Origin of the sequence: Streptomyces sp. NPDC048291 (genome assembly GCF_043201715.1) — a bacterium.
Taxonomy (GTDB): domain Bacteria; phylum Actinomycetota; class Actinomycetes; order Streptomycetales; family Streptomycetaceae; genus Streptomyces.
Genome location: NZ_JBICZC010000005.1, coordinates 120,807 through 136,612, shown reverse-complemented (window position 1 = coordinate 136,612; position 15,806 = coordinate 120,807). Strand labels below are relative to the sequence as shown.

The window sequence follows — 15,806 nt, the reverse complement described above, 5'->3', positions numbered from 1 at the left end:
ATCCACAGGCGCGCCCGGCTGTCGGTCCCGTCCTGTTGTATGGGACGCATGGAGCACACGAGCAACGCGGAACTGCGGGCCCGGGCGGACATCGTCCTCGCCCGTCTCGTCGGGGACGACACGGGCGCCGCCCGGCTGCGCGAGGACCAGTGGCGGGCGATCGAGGCGCTGGTCGCGGACCGACGCCGGGCCCTGGTCGTCCAGCGCACCGGCTGGGGCAAGTCCGCGGTGTACTTCGTGGCGACCTCACTGCTGCGTGCCTCCGGCGCGGGGCCGACGGTGATCGTCTCCCCGCTGCTCGCGCTCATGCGCAACCAGGTGGAGTCCGCGGCCCGGGCCGGCATCCACGCCCGCACCATCAACTCCTCCAACACGGAGGACTGGGAGTCGATCCAGGCTGAGATCGCGGCCGGTGAGGTCGATGTCCTCCTCGTGTCCCCGGAGCGGCTCAACAACCCCGACTTCCGCGACCAGGTGCTGCCCAAGCTGGCCGCGGCGACCGGGCTGCTCGTGGTGGACGAGGCCCACTGCATCTCCGACTGGGGCCACGACTTCCGGCCCGACTACCGGCGGCTGCGCACCATGCTGGCCGATCTGCCGCCGGGCGTGCCGGTACTGGCGACCACCGCCACGGCCAACGCACGGGTGACCGCCGACGTGGCCGAGCAACTCGGCACCGGCGGCACCTCGGACGCGCTGGTGCTGCGCGGCCCGCTGGACCGGGAAAGCCTCAGCCTGAACGTGCTGCGGCTTCCGGACGCCGCGCACCGGATGGCCTGGCTCGCGGACCACCTGGACGAACTGCCGGGTTCCGGCATCGTCTACACGCTCACCGTGGCCGCCGCCGAGGAGGTCACCGCGTTCCTCAGGCAGCGCGGACACACCGTGGCCTCGTACACGGGGAAGACGGAGAACGCCGACCGGCAGCAGGCCGAGGACGACCTGCTCGGCAACCGGGTCAAGGCGCTGATCGCCACCTCCGCGCTCGGCATGGGCTTCGACAAGCCCGACCTCGGGTTCGTGGTGCACCTCGGCTCGCCCTCCTCCCCCATCGCCTACTACCAGCAGGTGGGCCGCGCGGGCCGCGGTGTCGAGCACGCCGAGGTGCTGCTGCTGCCGGGCCGCGAGGACGAGGCGATCTGGGAGTACTTCGCCTCGCTCGCCTTCCCGTCGGAGGAGCTGGTGCGCCGGACCCTCGACGTCCTCTCCAGGACCGACGGACCCGTGTCCCTGCCCGCCTTGGAGCCGCTGGTGGAGCTGCGCCGGTCCCGGCTGGAGTCCATGCTGAAGGTCCTCGACGTGGACGGCGCGGTCAGACGGGTCAAGGGCGGCTGGGTCGCGACCGGGCAGCCGTGGGCGTACGACGCCGACCGGTACGCGTGGGTGGCCAGGCAGCGCGCTGCCGAGCAGCAGGCGATGCGCGAGTACGCGGCCACGGCGGACTGCCGGATGGAGTTTCTGCAGCGCCAGCTGGACGACGAGGGCGCGAAGCCCTGCGGTCGCTGCGACAACTGCGCGCGGCCCCGCTTCACGGCCGACACCACCTCGGCCGCGCTGGACGCCGCGCGGGTCGACCTGGGGCGCGCGGGCGTCGAGGTGGAGCCCCGCCGGATGTGGCCGACCGGGCTGCCGGCGATCGGCATCGACCTCAAGGGGCGCATTCCGGCCGGTGAACAGGCATCGGCGGGGCGGGCCCTGGGACGGTTGTCGGACATCGGCTGGGGCAACCGGCTGCGACCGCTGCTCGCTCCGCAGGCCCCGGACGTGCCGGTGCCGGACGATGTCGCCCGTGCCGTCGTGGAGGTGCTGGCCGACTGGGCGAAGGGTCCCGGCGGCTGGGCCCCGGGCGCGGCCGAGGCCCGGCCGCGGCCGGTGGGTGTCGTCACCGTCGCCTCGCGCTCCAGGCCCCGGCTGGTCCACTCCCTGGGCGCGCGCATCGCGGAGGTCGGCAGGCTGCCCCTGCTGGGTTCCGTCGAGTACGCGGGCGAGGCGGCCCGGGTCTCGCGCAGCAACAGTGCCCAGCGTCTGAAGGCCCTCGACGGTGCGCTGACCGTGCCGCCCGGCATCGCCGCCGCCCTCGCCGAGGTCCAGGGGCCGGTCCTGCTGGTGGACGACTTCACCGAGACCGGCTGGACCCTGGCGGTGGCGGCGCGCATGCTCCGCAGGTCCGGGGCGCGGGGGGTGTTGCCGCTGGTCCTCGCCGTGCAGGGCTGACCGGCCCGCTGCTGTTCGATTTCAACGCCGGTGCACGCCGGTGCGACGCACGAACGTGCCGCGCTCGAACGTCCCAGGGGTCTCCGGGCACCTCATCGGGTAGGGATATAAGCCACGCACCGCCAGATAACAGTCGGTGGCCCCATTTGCTCGTTGCCGCATCCAAGTTCGACAGCAAGAATTGAGGTCCGCTCCCCGCACGGCTCGTCCGTGATCCGGTTGGGCTTTGCTGCGGTGCGCGCGGCCCCGAATCCGATCTCGCCCGCAGTGTGGGCGCGTAGCCGAAGGGAGGAACGTGACCTTCGGATTCGCTCCGTCCTCGGCGGCATCGTTGTCGACGTCCGCGTCCGCCGCGTCCGCCAGTCGTCTGCTCGAGCCCGCGGAATGGGCCGACGCCGGAATACCGCTGCTGCGCAACCCACGCGAGGTCGTCAGTGGTCTGCACACCCGGCATCGCCCCCGGCCGGGCACCGCGGTCGTCGCCGTTCTCGATCCGGAAGAGCGGCTGTGTGCCAGCGCGTCCTTCGGCCGGCGCTCGGCCCCGGCCGACGGCTGGATGTTCCGCAACGCGCTGCTGGCACAGTTGCGCCGCGTCATCCCGCACGACCTGCGCCGCCGCACCCCGGTACGGACCGCCGTACTGCTCTACTGCCGCGAGGGGGACGCGCGTTGGACGGAGGAGGACGGTGCCTGGATGTGGGGGCTGCGGGACGCGTGCACTCTGCACGGGCTGCGCTGCGGGGCGTACATCACGCTGACGCACGACGGCTGGCAGGTGCTCGGTGAGGGCCGCGGCGGACGGCGTCCGCACGCCGACTCGCCTCCCGAACCCTTCGCCCTGTCCGAGGCCCCGCCGCTGCCGCCGCGTACCGGCGGCGCCGTCTCCGAGGTGCTGCGCCGCGCCGCCGCCCGCTGAACCCCGTCCCCAGCAAGGGAGTACGGACCGGGCACGAAGGGACGACGGACCGGGCACGCCCCGCCGGGCGCGGCGCCGTGAAGAGGCCCTACGGGATGCTCGGCGGGGTCATGCCGTGCTCCGCGCCGGAGTGGACGTCCCGTCGCCCCGCGGTCCCGTCCGCCCGAGGGATCCGGCCCGTGTACCGCGCTCCGGGTCCTCCGTCCGCCGAACGGCCACTGCCGCGACGGACAGCGGCCCGTACCCGTCGTCCGGGCATGCCGGAGACACCACCGTGCAGTGTCACCACCGCGGCTCCTTCGGTACCTCCGGAGTCCCGGAGGTGCCGGAGGCAGCTCAGACGCCTGCGCCCAGCAGCGAGTTGATGCGCTGCGGGTCGCCGCAGACGATCAGCAGGGCGCCGGCCCGGGAGAGGGCCAGCGGCAGGGCGGTGGCGGCGGTGGTGTCGGGTCCGCCGTTGACGGCGACGACGACCACGGCGCGGGTCACGGCACGGGAGGCGACGGCGGCGTCCGCGTAGAAGACGTCGTCGCCCGCGTCGTGCTGGGCCCAGTAGGAGGCTTCGCCGAAGGACAGCTCGTGGTCGGCCCACGGATGCTGCGTGCCGGTGGTGATCACCAGCACGTCGCCGGGGGCACGGCCCGATTCGAGGAGCAGGTCCACTGCTTCCTCGGCCGCGTCGAGAGCGCTCTCGACCGTGGCCGGGATCAGCTGGATCTGCGGGGCCGCCGCTGCCGCGGCGGGGACGGCCGGGCCGGACGGCCCTGGCTTGGCCACGTCACGCGACGTGCGCTGCACCGGTGGCGTGGGCCGCACAGGGCCGGGACGACCGGGACGCGACGGGGCCGCGGGGCGGGGGCCGGGTACGGGACGAGGGGTCGGCGCGGTGCGGCCACTGGCCGGAGTGGCGCGGGGACCCTGGGCACTCTCGTGAATCTGAGGCTCCTCGGGAATGAGAGGCATGAGCTGATTTTTATCAAACATTGGTGCAGGTCACGTGAACTGGGTGGCACAACAGTGCGACTGGAAGGTCAGAAGTCGAAGCCGAGCTGACCCTCGATCTCCGGAACGCTTCCCTCCGCCCAGCTGCGAACCTTCTTGAGGTGCCGCCACTGGGGCAGCGCATCAAGATACGCCCACGTCAACCGGTGGTACGGGGTGGGGCCCCGCTCCTCCAGTGCGGCCTTGTGCACGGGCGACGGGTACCCGGCATTGTCCGCAAATCCGAAGTCTGCATGGTCGATACCCAGTTCGGCCATCATTTTGTCGCGCTGAACTTTGGCGATCACCGAGGCGGCGGCCACGGCCACGCACGATCGGTCACCCTTGATGACCGTGCGCACCCGCCACGGAGTACCGAGGTAGTCGTGCTTCCCGTCGAGGATGACCGCGTCGGGACGGACCGGCAAGGCCTCCAGGGCGCGGACCGCCGCAAGTCGCAGTGCGGCCGTCATCCCGAGGGCGTCGATCTCCTCCGGCGAGGCATGCCCCAGGGCGTAGGCCGTCACCCACCCCCGCAGCGCCTCGGCAAGTTCCGTACGTCGCTTGACGGTCAGCAGCTTGGAGTCGGTGAGGCCCTCGGGCGGTCGGCGAAGACCGGTGACCGCGGCGCAGACGGTGACGGGCCCGGCCCAGGCGCCGCGCCCCACCTCGTCGACACCGGCAATGACCTTGGCTCCGGTCGTGGCGCGAAGGGAGCGCTCGACGGTGTGAGTAGGCGGTTCGTACGGCATGGCGCACTCAGGGTACGCCGCACTGATCCCCGAGCGACAGCCCGGCCTCCCGGAACGCGCCGGGAGCCGCCGGAGCCACGGTTCACGCCCCGCGCGACAGCAGCAGCGGAAGCATGAACCGGTCGATCATCTCCTCGATCTCCTGGTCGTTCCATTCGCTTCCAGAAATCTTGTTGCGGTACATCATCATCGCCGGAATGGCGTCGATGACATAGCCGTTGGCCGCGTCGGCGCGCACCTCACCCCGCTCAATGCCGCGGTTGACGACGTCACCGATGAGCCGGATCGTCGGTCCCACGACCCCGTCGAAGATCACCCCATGGAACCGCTCGACCTGCAGCGGATCGCATTCGTGAATCACGGACCGCAGCGCGAAGCCGGGGCGCGAGAACATCGCGTCCCGGGCCTGCCGGCACAGGGCCAACAGGTCTTCGCGCACACTTCCGAGGTCGGGGGCCTCTTCCAGGCGTGGCAGGCCGGCCTGCAGCGCGTCGGCGACCAGTTCCTCCTTGGAGGGCCAGCGGCGGTAGACCGCGGCCTTCCCGGTCTGGGCGCCGGCGGCGACGCCCTCCATGGTGAGGGCGTTCCAGCCGACCGTGCTGAGCTGCTCCAGGGCGGCGTCCAGGATCGCGCGTTCGAGGACCGCACCACGCCGACGGGGGGAGGCCGCCTGGGGAGCAGCGGCAGTCCAGCGCGAGGTAACCATCTGATGTTTCTCCAGCGAGCGAGGGGAGCGGGCATTCCTGAGCGGGGGACGCGGCGCGCGACGGCAAAGGGGGACGCGGCACACGACGCGCAATTAAGTGAACGCTTGCGTTCTCTACCAAGGACTCACTACCGTTGAGCCACAGTGAACGCTGGCGTTCACTAACACCTTCGTGGGGGATCCATAGTGACAACCTCTCAGCTGATACCCGACCAGAAACCAGGTGCCGCCCGTCGGCAGGGGCGCCCCGGCATCGCACTCACCGTGATTGCCGCCTGCCAGCTCATGGTGGTACTTGACGCGACGATTGTGAATATCGCGCTCCCGCACATTCAAGAGGCGCTCAAGTTCAGCACCACGGACCTCACGTGGGTGGTCAGCGCCTACACGCTCACCTTCGGCGGCCTGCTGCTCCTCGGCGCGCGGGCCGGCGACATCCTCGGCCGACGCCGGGTGTTCATGACCGGCATCCTGCTGTTCACCTTCGCCTCGCTCCTCGGCGGTCTCGCCCAGGAACCCTGGCAGCTGCTCGCCGCCCGCGCCCTTCAGGGTGTCGGCGGCGCGATCGCTTCGCCGACCTCGCTGGCGCTGATCACCACGACCTTCCCCGAAGGTCCCGAGCGGAACCGGGCGTTCGGCGTGTTCGCCGCCGTCTCCGCGGGCGGCGGGGCCATCGGACTGCTGGCCGGCGGCATGCTCACCGACTGGCTCGACTGGCGCTGGGTGCTTTTCGTCAACGTACCGATCGGACTGCTGATCGCCGCTCTCACCCCGCAGTACATCAACGAGTCCGAACGGCACCCCGGACGGTTCGACATCGCGGGGGCGATGACCTCCACGCTGGGCATGGCCGCCCTGGTCTACGGCTTCATCCGGGCTTCGGAGGAGGGCTGGCGCGACGGCCTGACACTCGGGTCGTTCGCCGCCGCGGTGGTCCTGCTGCTCTCCTTCGTCTTCATCGAGACCCGGGCGAAGGAACCCATCACGCCGCTGCGGATGTTCGCCGACCGCAACCGCTCCGGCACCTACGTGATCATGCTCAGTCTGGCCGCCGCGATGTTCGGGATGTTCTTCTACATCGTGCTGTTCGTGCAGAACGTGCTGGGCTACAGCCCGATCAGGGCCGGTCTGGCCTTCCTGCCCGTGACGGCGGCCATCGCCGTCGGCGCCGGGCTCTCGCAGCGCTTCCTGCCCGTCCTGGGCCCGAAGCCGTTCATGATGACCGGTTCGGGACTCGTGGTCGTCGGACTCACCTGGCAGACGTTCATCAAGCCCGACAGCTCCTATCTCGGCGGAATCCTCGGGCCCATGCTGGTCTTCGGCTTCGGTATGGGGCTGAACTTCGTGACGGCGACCGTCACCGCGGTCTCCGGTGTCGCCCAGCGCGAGGCCGGGGCGGCTTCCGGTCTGCTCAACGCCATGCAGCAGGTGGGCGGTTCGCTGGGCCTGTCCATCCTGACCACGGTGTTCGGTTCGGCCAGCAAGGACGAGGCGAAGAAGCAACTGCCGAAGTTCCTCGCCGACGGTTCGCCGGAGCAGAAGGCGGAGTTCGCCAAGACCCGTCAGCTGCCCGCGCCGTGGGGGCACGAGGTGCTCGCACACGGCATCTCGACCGCGTTCATCCCCGCCGCCGTCATGGCCGGGCTCGGACTGCTCACCGCCTGGCTGGTGATCAAGGTCCGCAAGAGCGACCTCGAAGCGCTCGCCGGCACGGCCGGCCCGGGGGTGGGCTGACCCCACCGGGGCCGCACAGAGCCGCGGACGGCCGGACCTCCGCCGGGGGCCAGACGGCAGAGGCCGAGGTCCGGCCATCCGCATCCCGACCGCCTGCGCCGCGACCACGAGCACGGCGCACACCATCGAAAGCGGCAACCCGACCCACACGACCGGCACCTCCCCCGCGACTACGCCTTCCGCCCACCCGTCGGCACATGCGCCCGGGTGGCACGGCTACCGGGAAAACGCCAGGCGGTCACGGAGAGTTCCCGCCAGGTACGGAGAGTTTCCTCTGCGGATCGCGGGATTCAGCTTGGACCACGGGGTACGGAGAGGGGACGGCCTCAGCCGGTCATCCGCCGACGCCGGTGCCAGCCCCCGCCGGTACCCATTCCGGCAGCGCCTCTGTCCGCTCCGCCCAGGCGGCCGGCGGCGCTCCCGCCCGGGCACCCGCGAGCACGCCGCCCACGATGGCGCAGGTGGTGTCCACGTCGCCGCCCACCTGGGCGGTCGCCCAGAATCCCGTCTCGTAGTCGCCGAGGGCGCGTGCCGCCGACCAGAGCGCGAAGGGGACGGTGTCATGGGCGGTCGTACGGCGTCCGCAGCCCAGGACGGCCGCGACGGTGCCCGCGTCACCGTAGTCGAGCATGTCGCGGGCGCGCCGCAGGCCCTGGCCGACGGCGCTCCTGGGGACGAGGGCGACGACCCCGTCGAGGAGTGCCTCGGGGCTCGGCGGGCCATCGGGCGCGGCGACCAGCGCCGCGGCGGCCGCCACGGCCATGGCACCGGCCACGGCCTCCCGGTGCTGGTGCGTGGGGTAGGCGGAGATCTCGGCCTGGTGGGTGGCCTGCTCCGGATCGTCCGCGTACCAGGCGCCCAGGGGTGCGATCCGCATCGCCGCGCCGTTGCCCCAGGATCCCCGCCCGTCGAAGAGCCCGGCGGCCAGCTCGCGCCAGTCGCCGCCTTCCCGGACGAGGCGCAGCAGGCGGTTCACCGCGGGGCCGTAGCCCCGGTCGAAGTCGTGGTGCGCGGCGAAGGAGTGGGCCAGCGCGTCCTGGTCGACGCGGTGGTGGGCGGCCAGGACGGCGACGACGGAGCAGGCCATCTCGGTGTCGTCGGTCCATTGCCAGGGGGCCGGAGGCAGCTCCCGTCGCTTCAGCAGCGGGTAGTTCACCGGCACGAAGAACTGCGAGCCCAGCGCGTCGCCGACCGCGAGTCCGCGCAAGCTGGTCAGGGCGCGCTCCAGGCGCCCCGGGGTCGAGGTTTCGGAGGAGGAGGTCATCGCGGCCAGCCTAGCCGCTCATCCAGTGCGGCTCGGGGTCCCGCCAGCGGTCGAAGGGCTGGTTGAGCGTGTACTTGCCGTCGTCCCCGAGAACGAGCATCCGCATCTCGGCGTTCCCGGGGTTGGAGAGCGACTCGAACTCCGCCACCGTCCAGTGGAACCAGCGCATGCAGAACAGCCGCATCGCCAGGCCGTGGGTCACCAGGAGCACGTTGGGCGGGTGGTCCGGCGCCTCGAAGCTGCGGAACAGGCTCTCCAGGAAGCCGCCGACGCGGTCGTACACGTCGGCCCCCGACTCACCCTGCGGGAAGCGGAAGAAGAAGTGCCCGTAGGCGTCCCGGTACGTCTTCTGCAGCCGTACGTCGTCGCGGTCCTGCCAGTTTCCCCAGTCCTGCTCACGCAGCCGGGGCTCCTCGCGTACGCGTATGAGATCCGGGTCGAGATGGAAGGCCCGGAGGGTGTCGTGCGTACGCCGGTAGGGCGAGACGTACACGCTGACGCGCTCCTGGCCGAAGATCTCCCGGACGCGTTTTCCGGTCTCCTCGGCCTGCCGCCAGCCCCGCTCGGTGAGGGCCAGTGCGTGGTCGGGTTCCCGCTCGTACACGGAGTCGTCGACATTGCCGGTTGACTCGCCGTGCCGGACAAGGACGATGCGCCGTGGTCGTGCCATGCCAAAACCCTAGATCGAGTGACGGAAAATCGAGCACTCGGATGGGCCCCATACAGCGCAGGTCACACAAATCAAGGGTTGGATATTCAAACGATCCAGCTCGGTTCCAGCTCCACGATGTCACCCGTGAGGGCCGCGATGTCGGCCTCCGTCTGCGCGCGGAGCGCCAGCCGCTCCACCCGTTCGGTGCGGTACTTGCCGTGCTCGGCGGCCGACCGCCACATCGAAAGGATCATGAACTCGTTCTCCGGCGCCTCCGCGAACATGCCGCGGATCATGCCGGGCGAGCCGGCCATGGCCGGGTTCCAGACCTTCTCCTGCATCAGCGTGAAGTGTTCGACGCGCTCCTCGTGCACCCGGCAGAGGGCCACCCGGACCAGGTCGCTGTCCGTGAACCTCGGTTCGAAGCCGGTCTTCACGTCGAACCGGTACTCGAACAGCTTGACCTGCTGATCCTTGTACGTGCCGACCTGGGACGCGGCCAGGCGATCGTGCGACCGCGCCATGAAGGAGTCGTAGAAGGCACGGCTCTCCCAGAAGGCGAAGATGTGCGCCACTCCAGGTCGCTGCCGACTCCATCCCCCGCCCTGTCCCCGAAATCCCGGCTCCCCCGGAAGCCCCGCCCATTTCCGCTGCCCCCGCTCGAAGCCCCGGCGGTCAACCACGGTGCAGCGAATCCACTTGACCAGCACCGCGCCATCGTAAGGCCATGGGGCGTGGCGCCGGTCACGCTCCGGCGGAGATCACCCGCGCATACGCCCCCGCGCGCGTGGCACGATGGACAAAGAGCCTTGGCAAACCATCAGTTGGGGTAGTGACCTCTAGGGGGAAGGGGACGCGTGGTGAGCGGTTTCAGCAAGGCGATCCGCAAGGTCGAGGTCGCGGTGAAGTGGGATCCGAGCCCTTCCGGGCAGCCGCCGACCGATCTCGACGTCGTCGCGGGGACGTTCACGACGGCTGACCCGTACGGAACTCCGGCCTATCTGGTGCACTTCGACAGCCGTTCGCCCGACGGCACGATTTTTCTCAACCGGGACAGCCAGGACGGCAAGGGCTTCGGCTGGGACGAGGTGATGACGCTCGAACTGGACCGGCTCGGCAGCCGGTACGCGCGCGTGGTCGTCGGAGTCGTCATCCAGCAGCGCTCCACCCACCGGACGTTCGTGAACGTCCTGAACCCGGCCGTCCGCGTCCGGGAGGGCTACACCGTGCTGGCCGAGGACGACTTCGGCTCGGTCCTCGGGGCGACGGCCGCCACCGTCGCGGAGTTCGTACGCGACGGCTCCGGCGACTGGAGCTTCCGGCCCGGGCTGCACGGCTTCGAGGACGACCCGGTGGTCTTCAGCCGGGAGATGGGCGGACTCGGCCGCCCCTGACACGGGAGGACCGCCCGCCCGCGACAGGCAAACGGTAAGGGGCGTCGGCGATGGCCGACGCCCCTTAACTTCACATCACACCGACCCGTCAGCTGCAGCCGCTGGTCGAGCCGCAGCCCTCGCAGATGTAGCAGGAGCCGGCCCGCTGCATCTTCGTGCCGCAGGAGAAGCAGAGCGGGGCGTCGGCCTGGATGCCCAGCTGCATCTCCACCAGTTCGGCGCTGGTGTGGGCCTGCTTCGGAGCCGGCTTGGCCACCTCGATCTTCGGGGCGGCGACGGCCTTCAGCTCCTGGGCACGCGGCGCCGACTGGGCCAGGCCCTCGACGTCGACCTCGTCGTCGTCGAGGGACGGCTCGTACGAACCGGTCTCCAGGTGGCGCTGACGCTCCTCGGCGGAGTGGATGCCGAGCGCGGAGCGCGTCTCGAACGGCAGGAAGTCCAGCGCCAGGCGGCGGAAGATGTAGTCGACGATCGACTGCGCCATCCGCACGTCCGGGTCGTCCGTCATGCCGGCCGGCTCGAAGCGCATGTTGGTGAACTTCGAGACGTAGGTCTCCAGCGGCACGCCGTACTGGAGGCCGACGGAGACCGCGATGGAGAAGGCGTCCATCATGCCCGCGAGGGTCGAGCCCTGCTTGGACATCTTCAGGAAGACCTCGCCCAGGCCGTCGTCCGGGTAGGAGTTGGCCGTCATGTAGCCCTCGGCACCGCCGACGGTGAAGGACGTGGTGATGCCGGGACGACCCTTCGGGAGGCGCTTGCGGACCGGGCGGTACTCGATGACCTTCTCGACCGTCTCGCGGATGGTCGCCTCGGTCTTCGCGGTGACCGCCTCCTTCTCCTTCTCCTTGGTCTTGGCGGAGAGCGGCTGGCCGACCTTGCAGTTGTCCCGGTAGATCGCGAGCGCCTTGACGCCGAGCTTCCAGGCCTCGTAGTAGATCTCCTCGACCTCCTCGACGGTCGCCGTCTCCGGCATGTTGACCGTCTTGGAGATGGCACCGGAGATCCACGGCTGGATCGCGGCCATCATGCGGACGTGGCCCATCGGGGAGATGGCGCGCTCGCCCATGGCGCAGTCGAAGACCTCGTAGTGCTCCTGCTTGAGACCGGGGGCGTCGATCACATTGCCGTTCTCGGCGATGTGGGCGACGATCGCCTCGATCTGCTCCTCCTGGTAGCCCAGGCGGCGCAGGGCCTGCGGGACCGTGCCGTTGACGATCTGCATCGAACCGCCGCCGACCAGCTTCTTGAACTTGACCAGGGCGAGGTCGGGCTCGACGCCGGTGGTGTCGCAGGACATCGCCAGACCGATGGTGCCGGTCGGGGCGAGGACGGACGCCTGGGAGTTACGGAAACCGTTCTTCTCACCGAGACGCAGCACGTCCTGCCAGGCCTCCGTGGCGGCGGCCCAGACCGGGGTGTCCAGGTCGTCCATGCGGACGGCGACGGTGTTGGCGTCGGCGTGCTGCTTCATGACGCGGTTGTGGGCGTCGGCGTTGCGGGCGTAGCCGTCGTACGGGCCGACGACCGCGGCGAGCTCCGAGGAGCGCTTGTACGCCGTGCCGGTCATCAGGGAGGTGATGGCACCGGCGAGGGCGCGGCCGCCGTCGGAGTCGTAGGCGTGGCCGGTCGCCATCAGCAGGGCGCCGAGGTTGGCGTAGCCGATGCCGAGCTGGCGGAAGGCGCGGGTGTTCTCGCCGATCTTCTGGGTCGGGAAGTCCGCGAAGCAGATCGAGATGTCCATCGCGGTGATGACGAGCTCGACGACCTTCGCGAAGCGCTCGACCTCGAAGGACTGGCTGCCCTTGCCGTCGTCCTTCAGGAACTTCATCAGGTTCAGCGAGGCGAGGTTGCAGGACGTGTTGTCCAGGTGCATGTACTCGCTGCAGGGGTTCGAGCCGTTGATCCGGCCGGACTCCGGGCAGGTGTGCCAGTGGTTGATCGTGTCGTCGTACTGGATGCCCGGGTCGGCGCAGGCCCAGGCGGCCTCGGCCATCTTGCGGAAGAGGGACTTGGCGCCGACCTCCTCGATGACCTCACCGGTCATGCGGGCGCGCAGACCGAACTGGCCGCCCTGCTCGACCGCCTTCATGAACTCGTCGTTCACGCGGACCGAGTTGTTGGCGTTCTGGTACTGGACGGACGTGATGTCGTCGCCGCCCAGGTCCATGTCGAAGCCCGCGTCACGGAGGGCGCGGATCTTCTCCTCCTCCTTGACCTTGGTCTCGATGAAGTCCTCGATGTCGGGGTGGTCGACGTCGAGGATGACCATCTTGGCGGCGCGGCGGGTGGCACCGCCGGACTTGATGGTGCCCGCGGAGGCGTCGGCGCCGCGCATGAAGGAGACCGGTCCCGAGGCGTTGCCGCCGGAGGAGAGCAGCTCCTTGGAGGAGCGGATGCGGGACAGGTTCAGGCCGGCACCGGAGCCGCCCTTGAAGATCATGCCCTCTTCCTTGTACCAGTCGAGGATCGACTCCATGGAGTCGTCGACGGACAGGATGAAGCAGGCGGAGACCTGCTGGGGCTGCGGGGTGCCCACGTTGAACCAGACGGGGCTGTTGAAGCTGAAGATCTGGTGCAGGAGGGCGTACGCCAGCTCGTGCTCGAAGATCTCGGCGTCGGCGGGCGAGGCGAAGTACTTGTAGTCCTCGCCGGCCTTCCGGTACGTCTTCACGATGCGGTCGATCAGCTGCCTGAGGCCGGTCTCGCGCTGCGGGGTGCCGACGGCACCGCGGAAGTACTTGCTGGTGACGATGTTGACCGCGTTCACCGACCAGAAGTCGGGGAACTCGACGCCACGCTGCTCGAAGTTGACCGAGCCGTCGCGCCAGTTGGTCATGACGACGTCACGGCGCTCCCAGCTCACCTCGTCGTACGGGTGTACGCCGGGGGTGGTGTGGATGCGCTCGATACGCAGTCCCTTGGTGGCCTTGGTGCCCTTCGCGCGGGAACTCCGTGCCGGACCGCTCGCCGTCTCTGTCATGCCGCCTCCCTGTACGGGCTAAAACGCCCTGAAATGCCACGATGTTCCCGTGACACGCTGTCCTGTTTTCAGTCACGGGGGCCCTCAACTGCCACCCGCGACAAGTCCTGGATCGCCGTCCGACAACCGGATCCGGGCCCTCCGCCCTGTTCCGGTCCTCCCGTCAGCCGGCGGCGTGAACGGGTGCGGGTACCTGTGCGCCCCCGCCTGGCCCGTGATCGTCCTCCTGGCCCCCCGCTGCCGCGTCTTCGTCGTCCGCGACGGGGTCCTTGGCCGCCTGCCTGAGCTCCGCGATCGCGGCCTCGAAGTCCTCGAGCGAGTCGAACGCCCGGTAGACGGAGGCGAATCGCAGGTAGGCGACCAGGTCGAGCTCCTGCAACGGGCCGAGTATGGCCAGTCCCACGTCGTGGGTGGTCAGCTCGGCGCTTCCGGTGGCCCGCACCGCCTCCTCGACCCGCTGGCCGAGCTGGGCGAGTGCGTCCTCGGTGACAGGCCGTCCCTGGCATGCCTTGCGCACGCCGTTGATGACCTTGGTACGACTGAACGGCTCGGTGACTCCGGACCGCTTGACCACCATGAGCGAGCACGTCTCCACGGTCGTGAAACGACGGGAGCAGTCCGGACACTGGCGGCGCCTGCGGATCGACGTGCCGTCGTCGGTCGTACGACTGTCGACCACACGGCTGTCGGGGTGCCTGCAGAAGGGGCAGTGCATGATCTCCAACCCTCCTCACAGCAGACTCAATAGCCTCGCTGGGCCACATGGGCCCCTCGAAGCAGCCCCAAGCATAGGCGATCTCAGAGAGACCGGAGACCCGGGGGACCACAACTTGTGGGCTGCGGTAGCAATCCAACCACTAGATGTGGTGATTGACAGTTACATCACCAGGTTGCGCGTGTCGCACACGTACCGCTACGGCGGATACGGAGATACCGTGGGCGCCGCACGGAGGTCACGTGCGACTCCGGCGCAGATGGGGACGGACATCCCGGTCGGCGGCGGTCCGGATGGCAGACTGGGCACACCCACAAGGCCGTCCCCCGGCGGTGAAGAGTACAACAATGGGCCCTTTTGCCCGCCGGGTACCGCGTGAGCCATACACCCAGACATGCGATCACGTACGGTGAAACGCGTTTTTTCACTCGAACGTGTGTTTGGCGCAACCTTTCGAAAGCAACTACCGTTGTCCAGCAGGGAGACCATCGAGAGGGGCCGACGTGACCACGACCGCAGACAGTGCCACCATCACCGCCCAGGACCGCTCCCAGGGCCGACTCGACCCGGTGCATGCCATGAACGAAGCCGTGAATCCCGAGGGACACAAGCGTGCCCTGCCGGGCCGACCTCCAGGCATCCGGGCGGACAGCTCGGGCCTCACCGACCGGCAGCGCCGGGTGATCGAGGTGATCCGGGACTCGGTGCAGCGGCGGGGCTACCCGCCGTCGATGCGGGAGATCGGGCAGGCCGTCGGCCTGTCCAGCACGTCCTCGGTGGCGCACCAGCTGATGGCACTGGAACGCAAGGGCTTCCTGCGCCGCGACCCGCACCGCCCGCGCGCGTACGAGGTGCGCGGCTCCGACCAGGCCGTCACCGTGCAGCCCACGGACACCGCCGGCAAACCCGCCGCGTCGTACGTCCCGCTGGTCGGCCGGATCGCCGCCGGTGGGCCGATCCTCGCCGAGGAGTCGGTCGAGGACGTCTTCCCCCTCCCCCGGCAGCTGGTCGGTGACGGCGAGCTGTTCGTGCTCAAGGTCGTCGGCGACTCCATGATCGAGGCCGCGATCTGCGACGGCGACTGGGTCACCGTCCGCCGCCAGCCGGTGGCCGAGAACGGCGACATCGTCGCCGCCATGCTCGACGGCGAGGCCACCGTCAAGCGCTTCAAGCGCGAGGACGGCCATGTCTGGCTCCTCCCTCACAACGCGGCCTACGAGCCGATCCCCGGCGACGACGCGACCATCCTGGGCAAGGTCGTCGCGGTCCTGCGGCGCGTGTGACGCCTGCGGCGGGCGGTCATCCTGCCCGCCCTCCGACCGGGCCCCGGGACCCCTGCGCCGGTTCCGGGGTCCTGCTCTGTCCGGCTCCCGGAACGGCCTGTCCCGGATCGTGGGGTGGGGGGGCCCCCCCCCCGGCCCCCCCCCCCCCCAAAAAAACCCCCCCCCCCCCCCCCCCCCGCCCCCCCCCCCCCCCGCGCCGGCCCCCCCCCCAC

13 protein-coding genes are annotated in these 15,806 nt (G+C 70.1%); 5 read left to right on the top strand and 8 right to left on the bottom strand.

Annotation, left to right across the window (positions count from 1 at the left end; all coding sequences use genetic code 11):
* Window positions 1–48 precede the first annotated feature (48 nt).
* Together ACGF5O_RS14545 and ACGF5O_RS14540 are read left to right on the top strand one after the other, a co-directional pair.
* Entirely contained in the window at window positions 49–2,214 is a 2,166-nt protein-coding gene (locus tag ACGF5O_RS14545; protein ID WP_393810225.1) for a RecQ family ATP-dependent DNA helicase, read from the top strand.
* 295 nt (window positions 2,215–2,509) lie between these two features.
* Window positions 2,510–3,130, top strand: a complete 621-nt coding sequence (locus tag ACGF5O_RS14540) for a hypothetical protein (protein WP_393810224.1) — start codon at window positions 2,510–2,512, stop codon at window positions 3,128–3,130.
* Between the two features lie 336 nt (window positions 3,131–3,466).
* On the opposite strand, the gene ACGF5O_RS14535 is transcribed toward ACGF5O_RS14540, so the two are convergent.
* From ACGF5O_RS14535 to ACGF5O_RS14525, 3 genes are all read right to left on the bottom strand, one after another.
* The gene (locus tag ACGF5O_RS14535) at window positions 3,467–4,093 is read right to left on the bottom strand and encodes a hypothetical protein (RefSeq protein ID WP_393810223.1); all 627 of its coding nucleotides are present in this window, start codon (window positions 4,091–4,093) and stop codon (window positions 3,467–3,469) included.
* Between the two features lie 68 nt (window positions 4,094–4,161).
* Window positions 4,162–4,863 carry a ribonuclease HII gene (locus ACGF5O_RS14530; protein WP_393810222.1) on the bottom strand — a complete coding sequence of 234 codons (702 nt, stop codon included), beginning with the start codon at window positions 4,861–4,863 and terminating at the stop codon, window positions 4,162–4,164.
* Window positions 4,864–4,945: 82 nt separating this feature from the next.
* On the bottom strand, window positions 4,946–5,569 hold the full coding sequence (locus tag ACGF5O_RS14525; RefSeq protein ID WP_393810221.1) for a TetR/AcrR family transcriptional regulator: 624 nt from the start codon (window positions 5,567–5,569) through the stop codon (window positions 4,946–4,948).
* A 186-nt stretch (window positions 5,570–5,755) separates the two neighbouring features.
* On the opposite strand from ACGF5O_RS14525, the gene ACGF5O_RS14520 reads away from it, so the two are divergent.
* Window positions 5,756–7,303, top strand: a complete 1,548-nt coding sequence (locus tag ACGF5O_RS14520; RefSeq protein ID WP_393810220.1) for an MFS transporter — start codon at window positions 5,756–5,758, stop codon at window positions 7,301–7,303.
* Between the two features lie 334 nt (window positions 7,304–7,637).
* Here the strand turns inward: ACGF5O_RS14520 and ACGF5O_RS14515 are convergent, their stop codons facing one another.
* From ACGF5O_RS14515 to ACGF5O_RS14505, 3 genes are all read right to left on the bottom strand, one after another.
* Window positions 7,638–8,567 (bottom strand): ADP-ribosylglycohydrolase family protein, encoded by a 930-nt coding sequence (locus ACGF5O_RS14515; protein WP_393810219.1) that lies wholly within the window; start codon window positions 8,565–8,567, stop codon window positions 7,638–7,640.
* Between the two features lie 10 nt (window positions 8,568–8,577).
* Window positions 8,578–9,237, bottom strand: coding sequence for a histidine phosphatase family protein (locus ACGF5O_RS14510; RefSeq protein ID WP_362588407.1), 660 nt, complete (start codon window positions 9,235–9,237; stop codon window positions 8,578–8,580).
* Window positions 9,238–9,323: 86 nt separating this feature from the next.
* On the bottom strand, window positions 9,324–9,929 hold the full coding sequence (locus tag ACGF5O_RS14505) for a YdbC family protein (RefSeq protein ID WP_393810218.1): 606 nt from the start codon (window positions 9,927–9,929) through the stop codon (window positions 9,324–9,326).
* 150 nt (window positions 9,930–10,079) lie between these two features.
* On the opposite strand from ACGF5O_RS14505, the gene ACGF5O_RS14500 reads away from it, so the two are divergent.
* Entirely contained in the window at window positions 10,080–10,613 is a 534-nt protein-coding gene (locus ACGF5O_RS14500; RefSeq protein WP_393810217.1) for a TerD family protein, read from the top strand.
* 88 nt (window positions 10,614–10,701) lie between these two features.
* Here the strand turns inward: ACGF5O_RS14500 and ACGF5O_RS14495 are convergent, their stop codons facing one another.
* Complete coding sequence (locus ACGF5O_RS14495; RefSeq protein WP_393810216.1) at window positions 10,702–13,596, bottom strand: vitamin B12-dependent ribonucleotide reductase; 2,895 nt, start codon at window positions 13,594–13,596, stop codon at window positions 10,702–10,704.
* A 163-nt stretch (window positions 13,597–13,759) separates the two neighbouring features.
* Window positions 13,760–14,311, bottom strand: a complete 552-nt coding sequence (gene nrdR / locus ACGF5O_RS14490) for a transcriptional regulator NrdR (protein ID WP_393810215.1) — start codon at window positions 14,309–14,311, stop codon at window positions 13,760–13,762.
* Window positions 14,312–14,814: 503 nt separating this feature from the next.
* Between nrdR and lexA the strand changes: the two genes are divergently transcribed.
* Window positions 14,815–15,594: a transcriptional repressor LexA gene (lexA, locus tag ACGF5O_RS14485; RefSeq protein ID WP_393810214.1), complete on the top strand. Its 780-nt coding sequence runs from the start codon at window positions 14,815–14,817 to the stop codon at window positions 15,592–15,594.
* The last annotated feature ends 212 nt before the right edge of the window (window positions 15,595–15,806 follow it).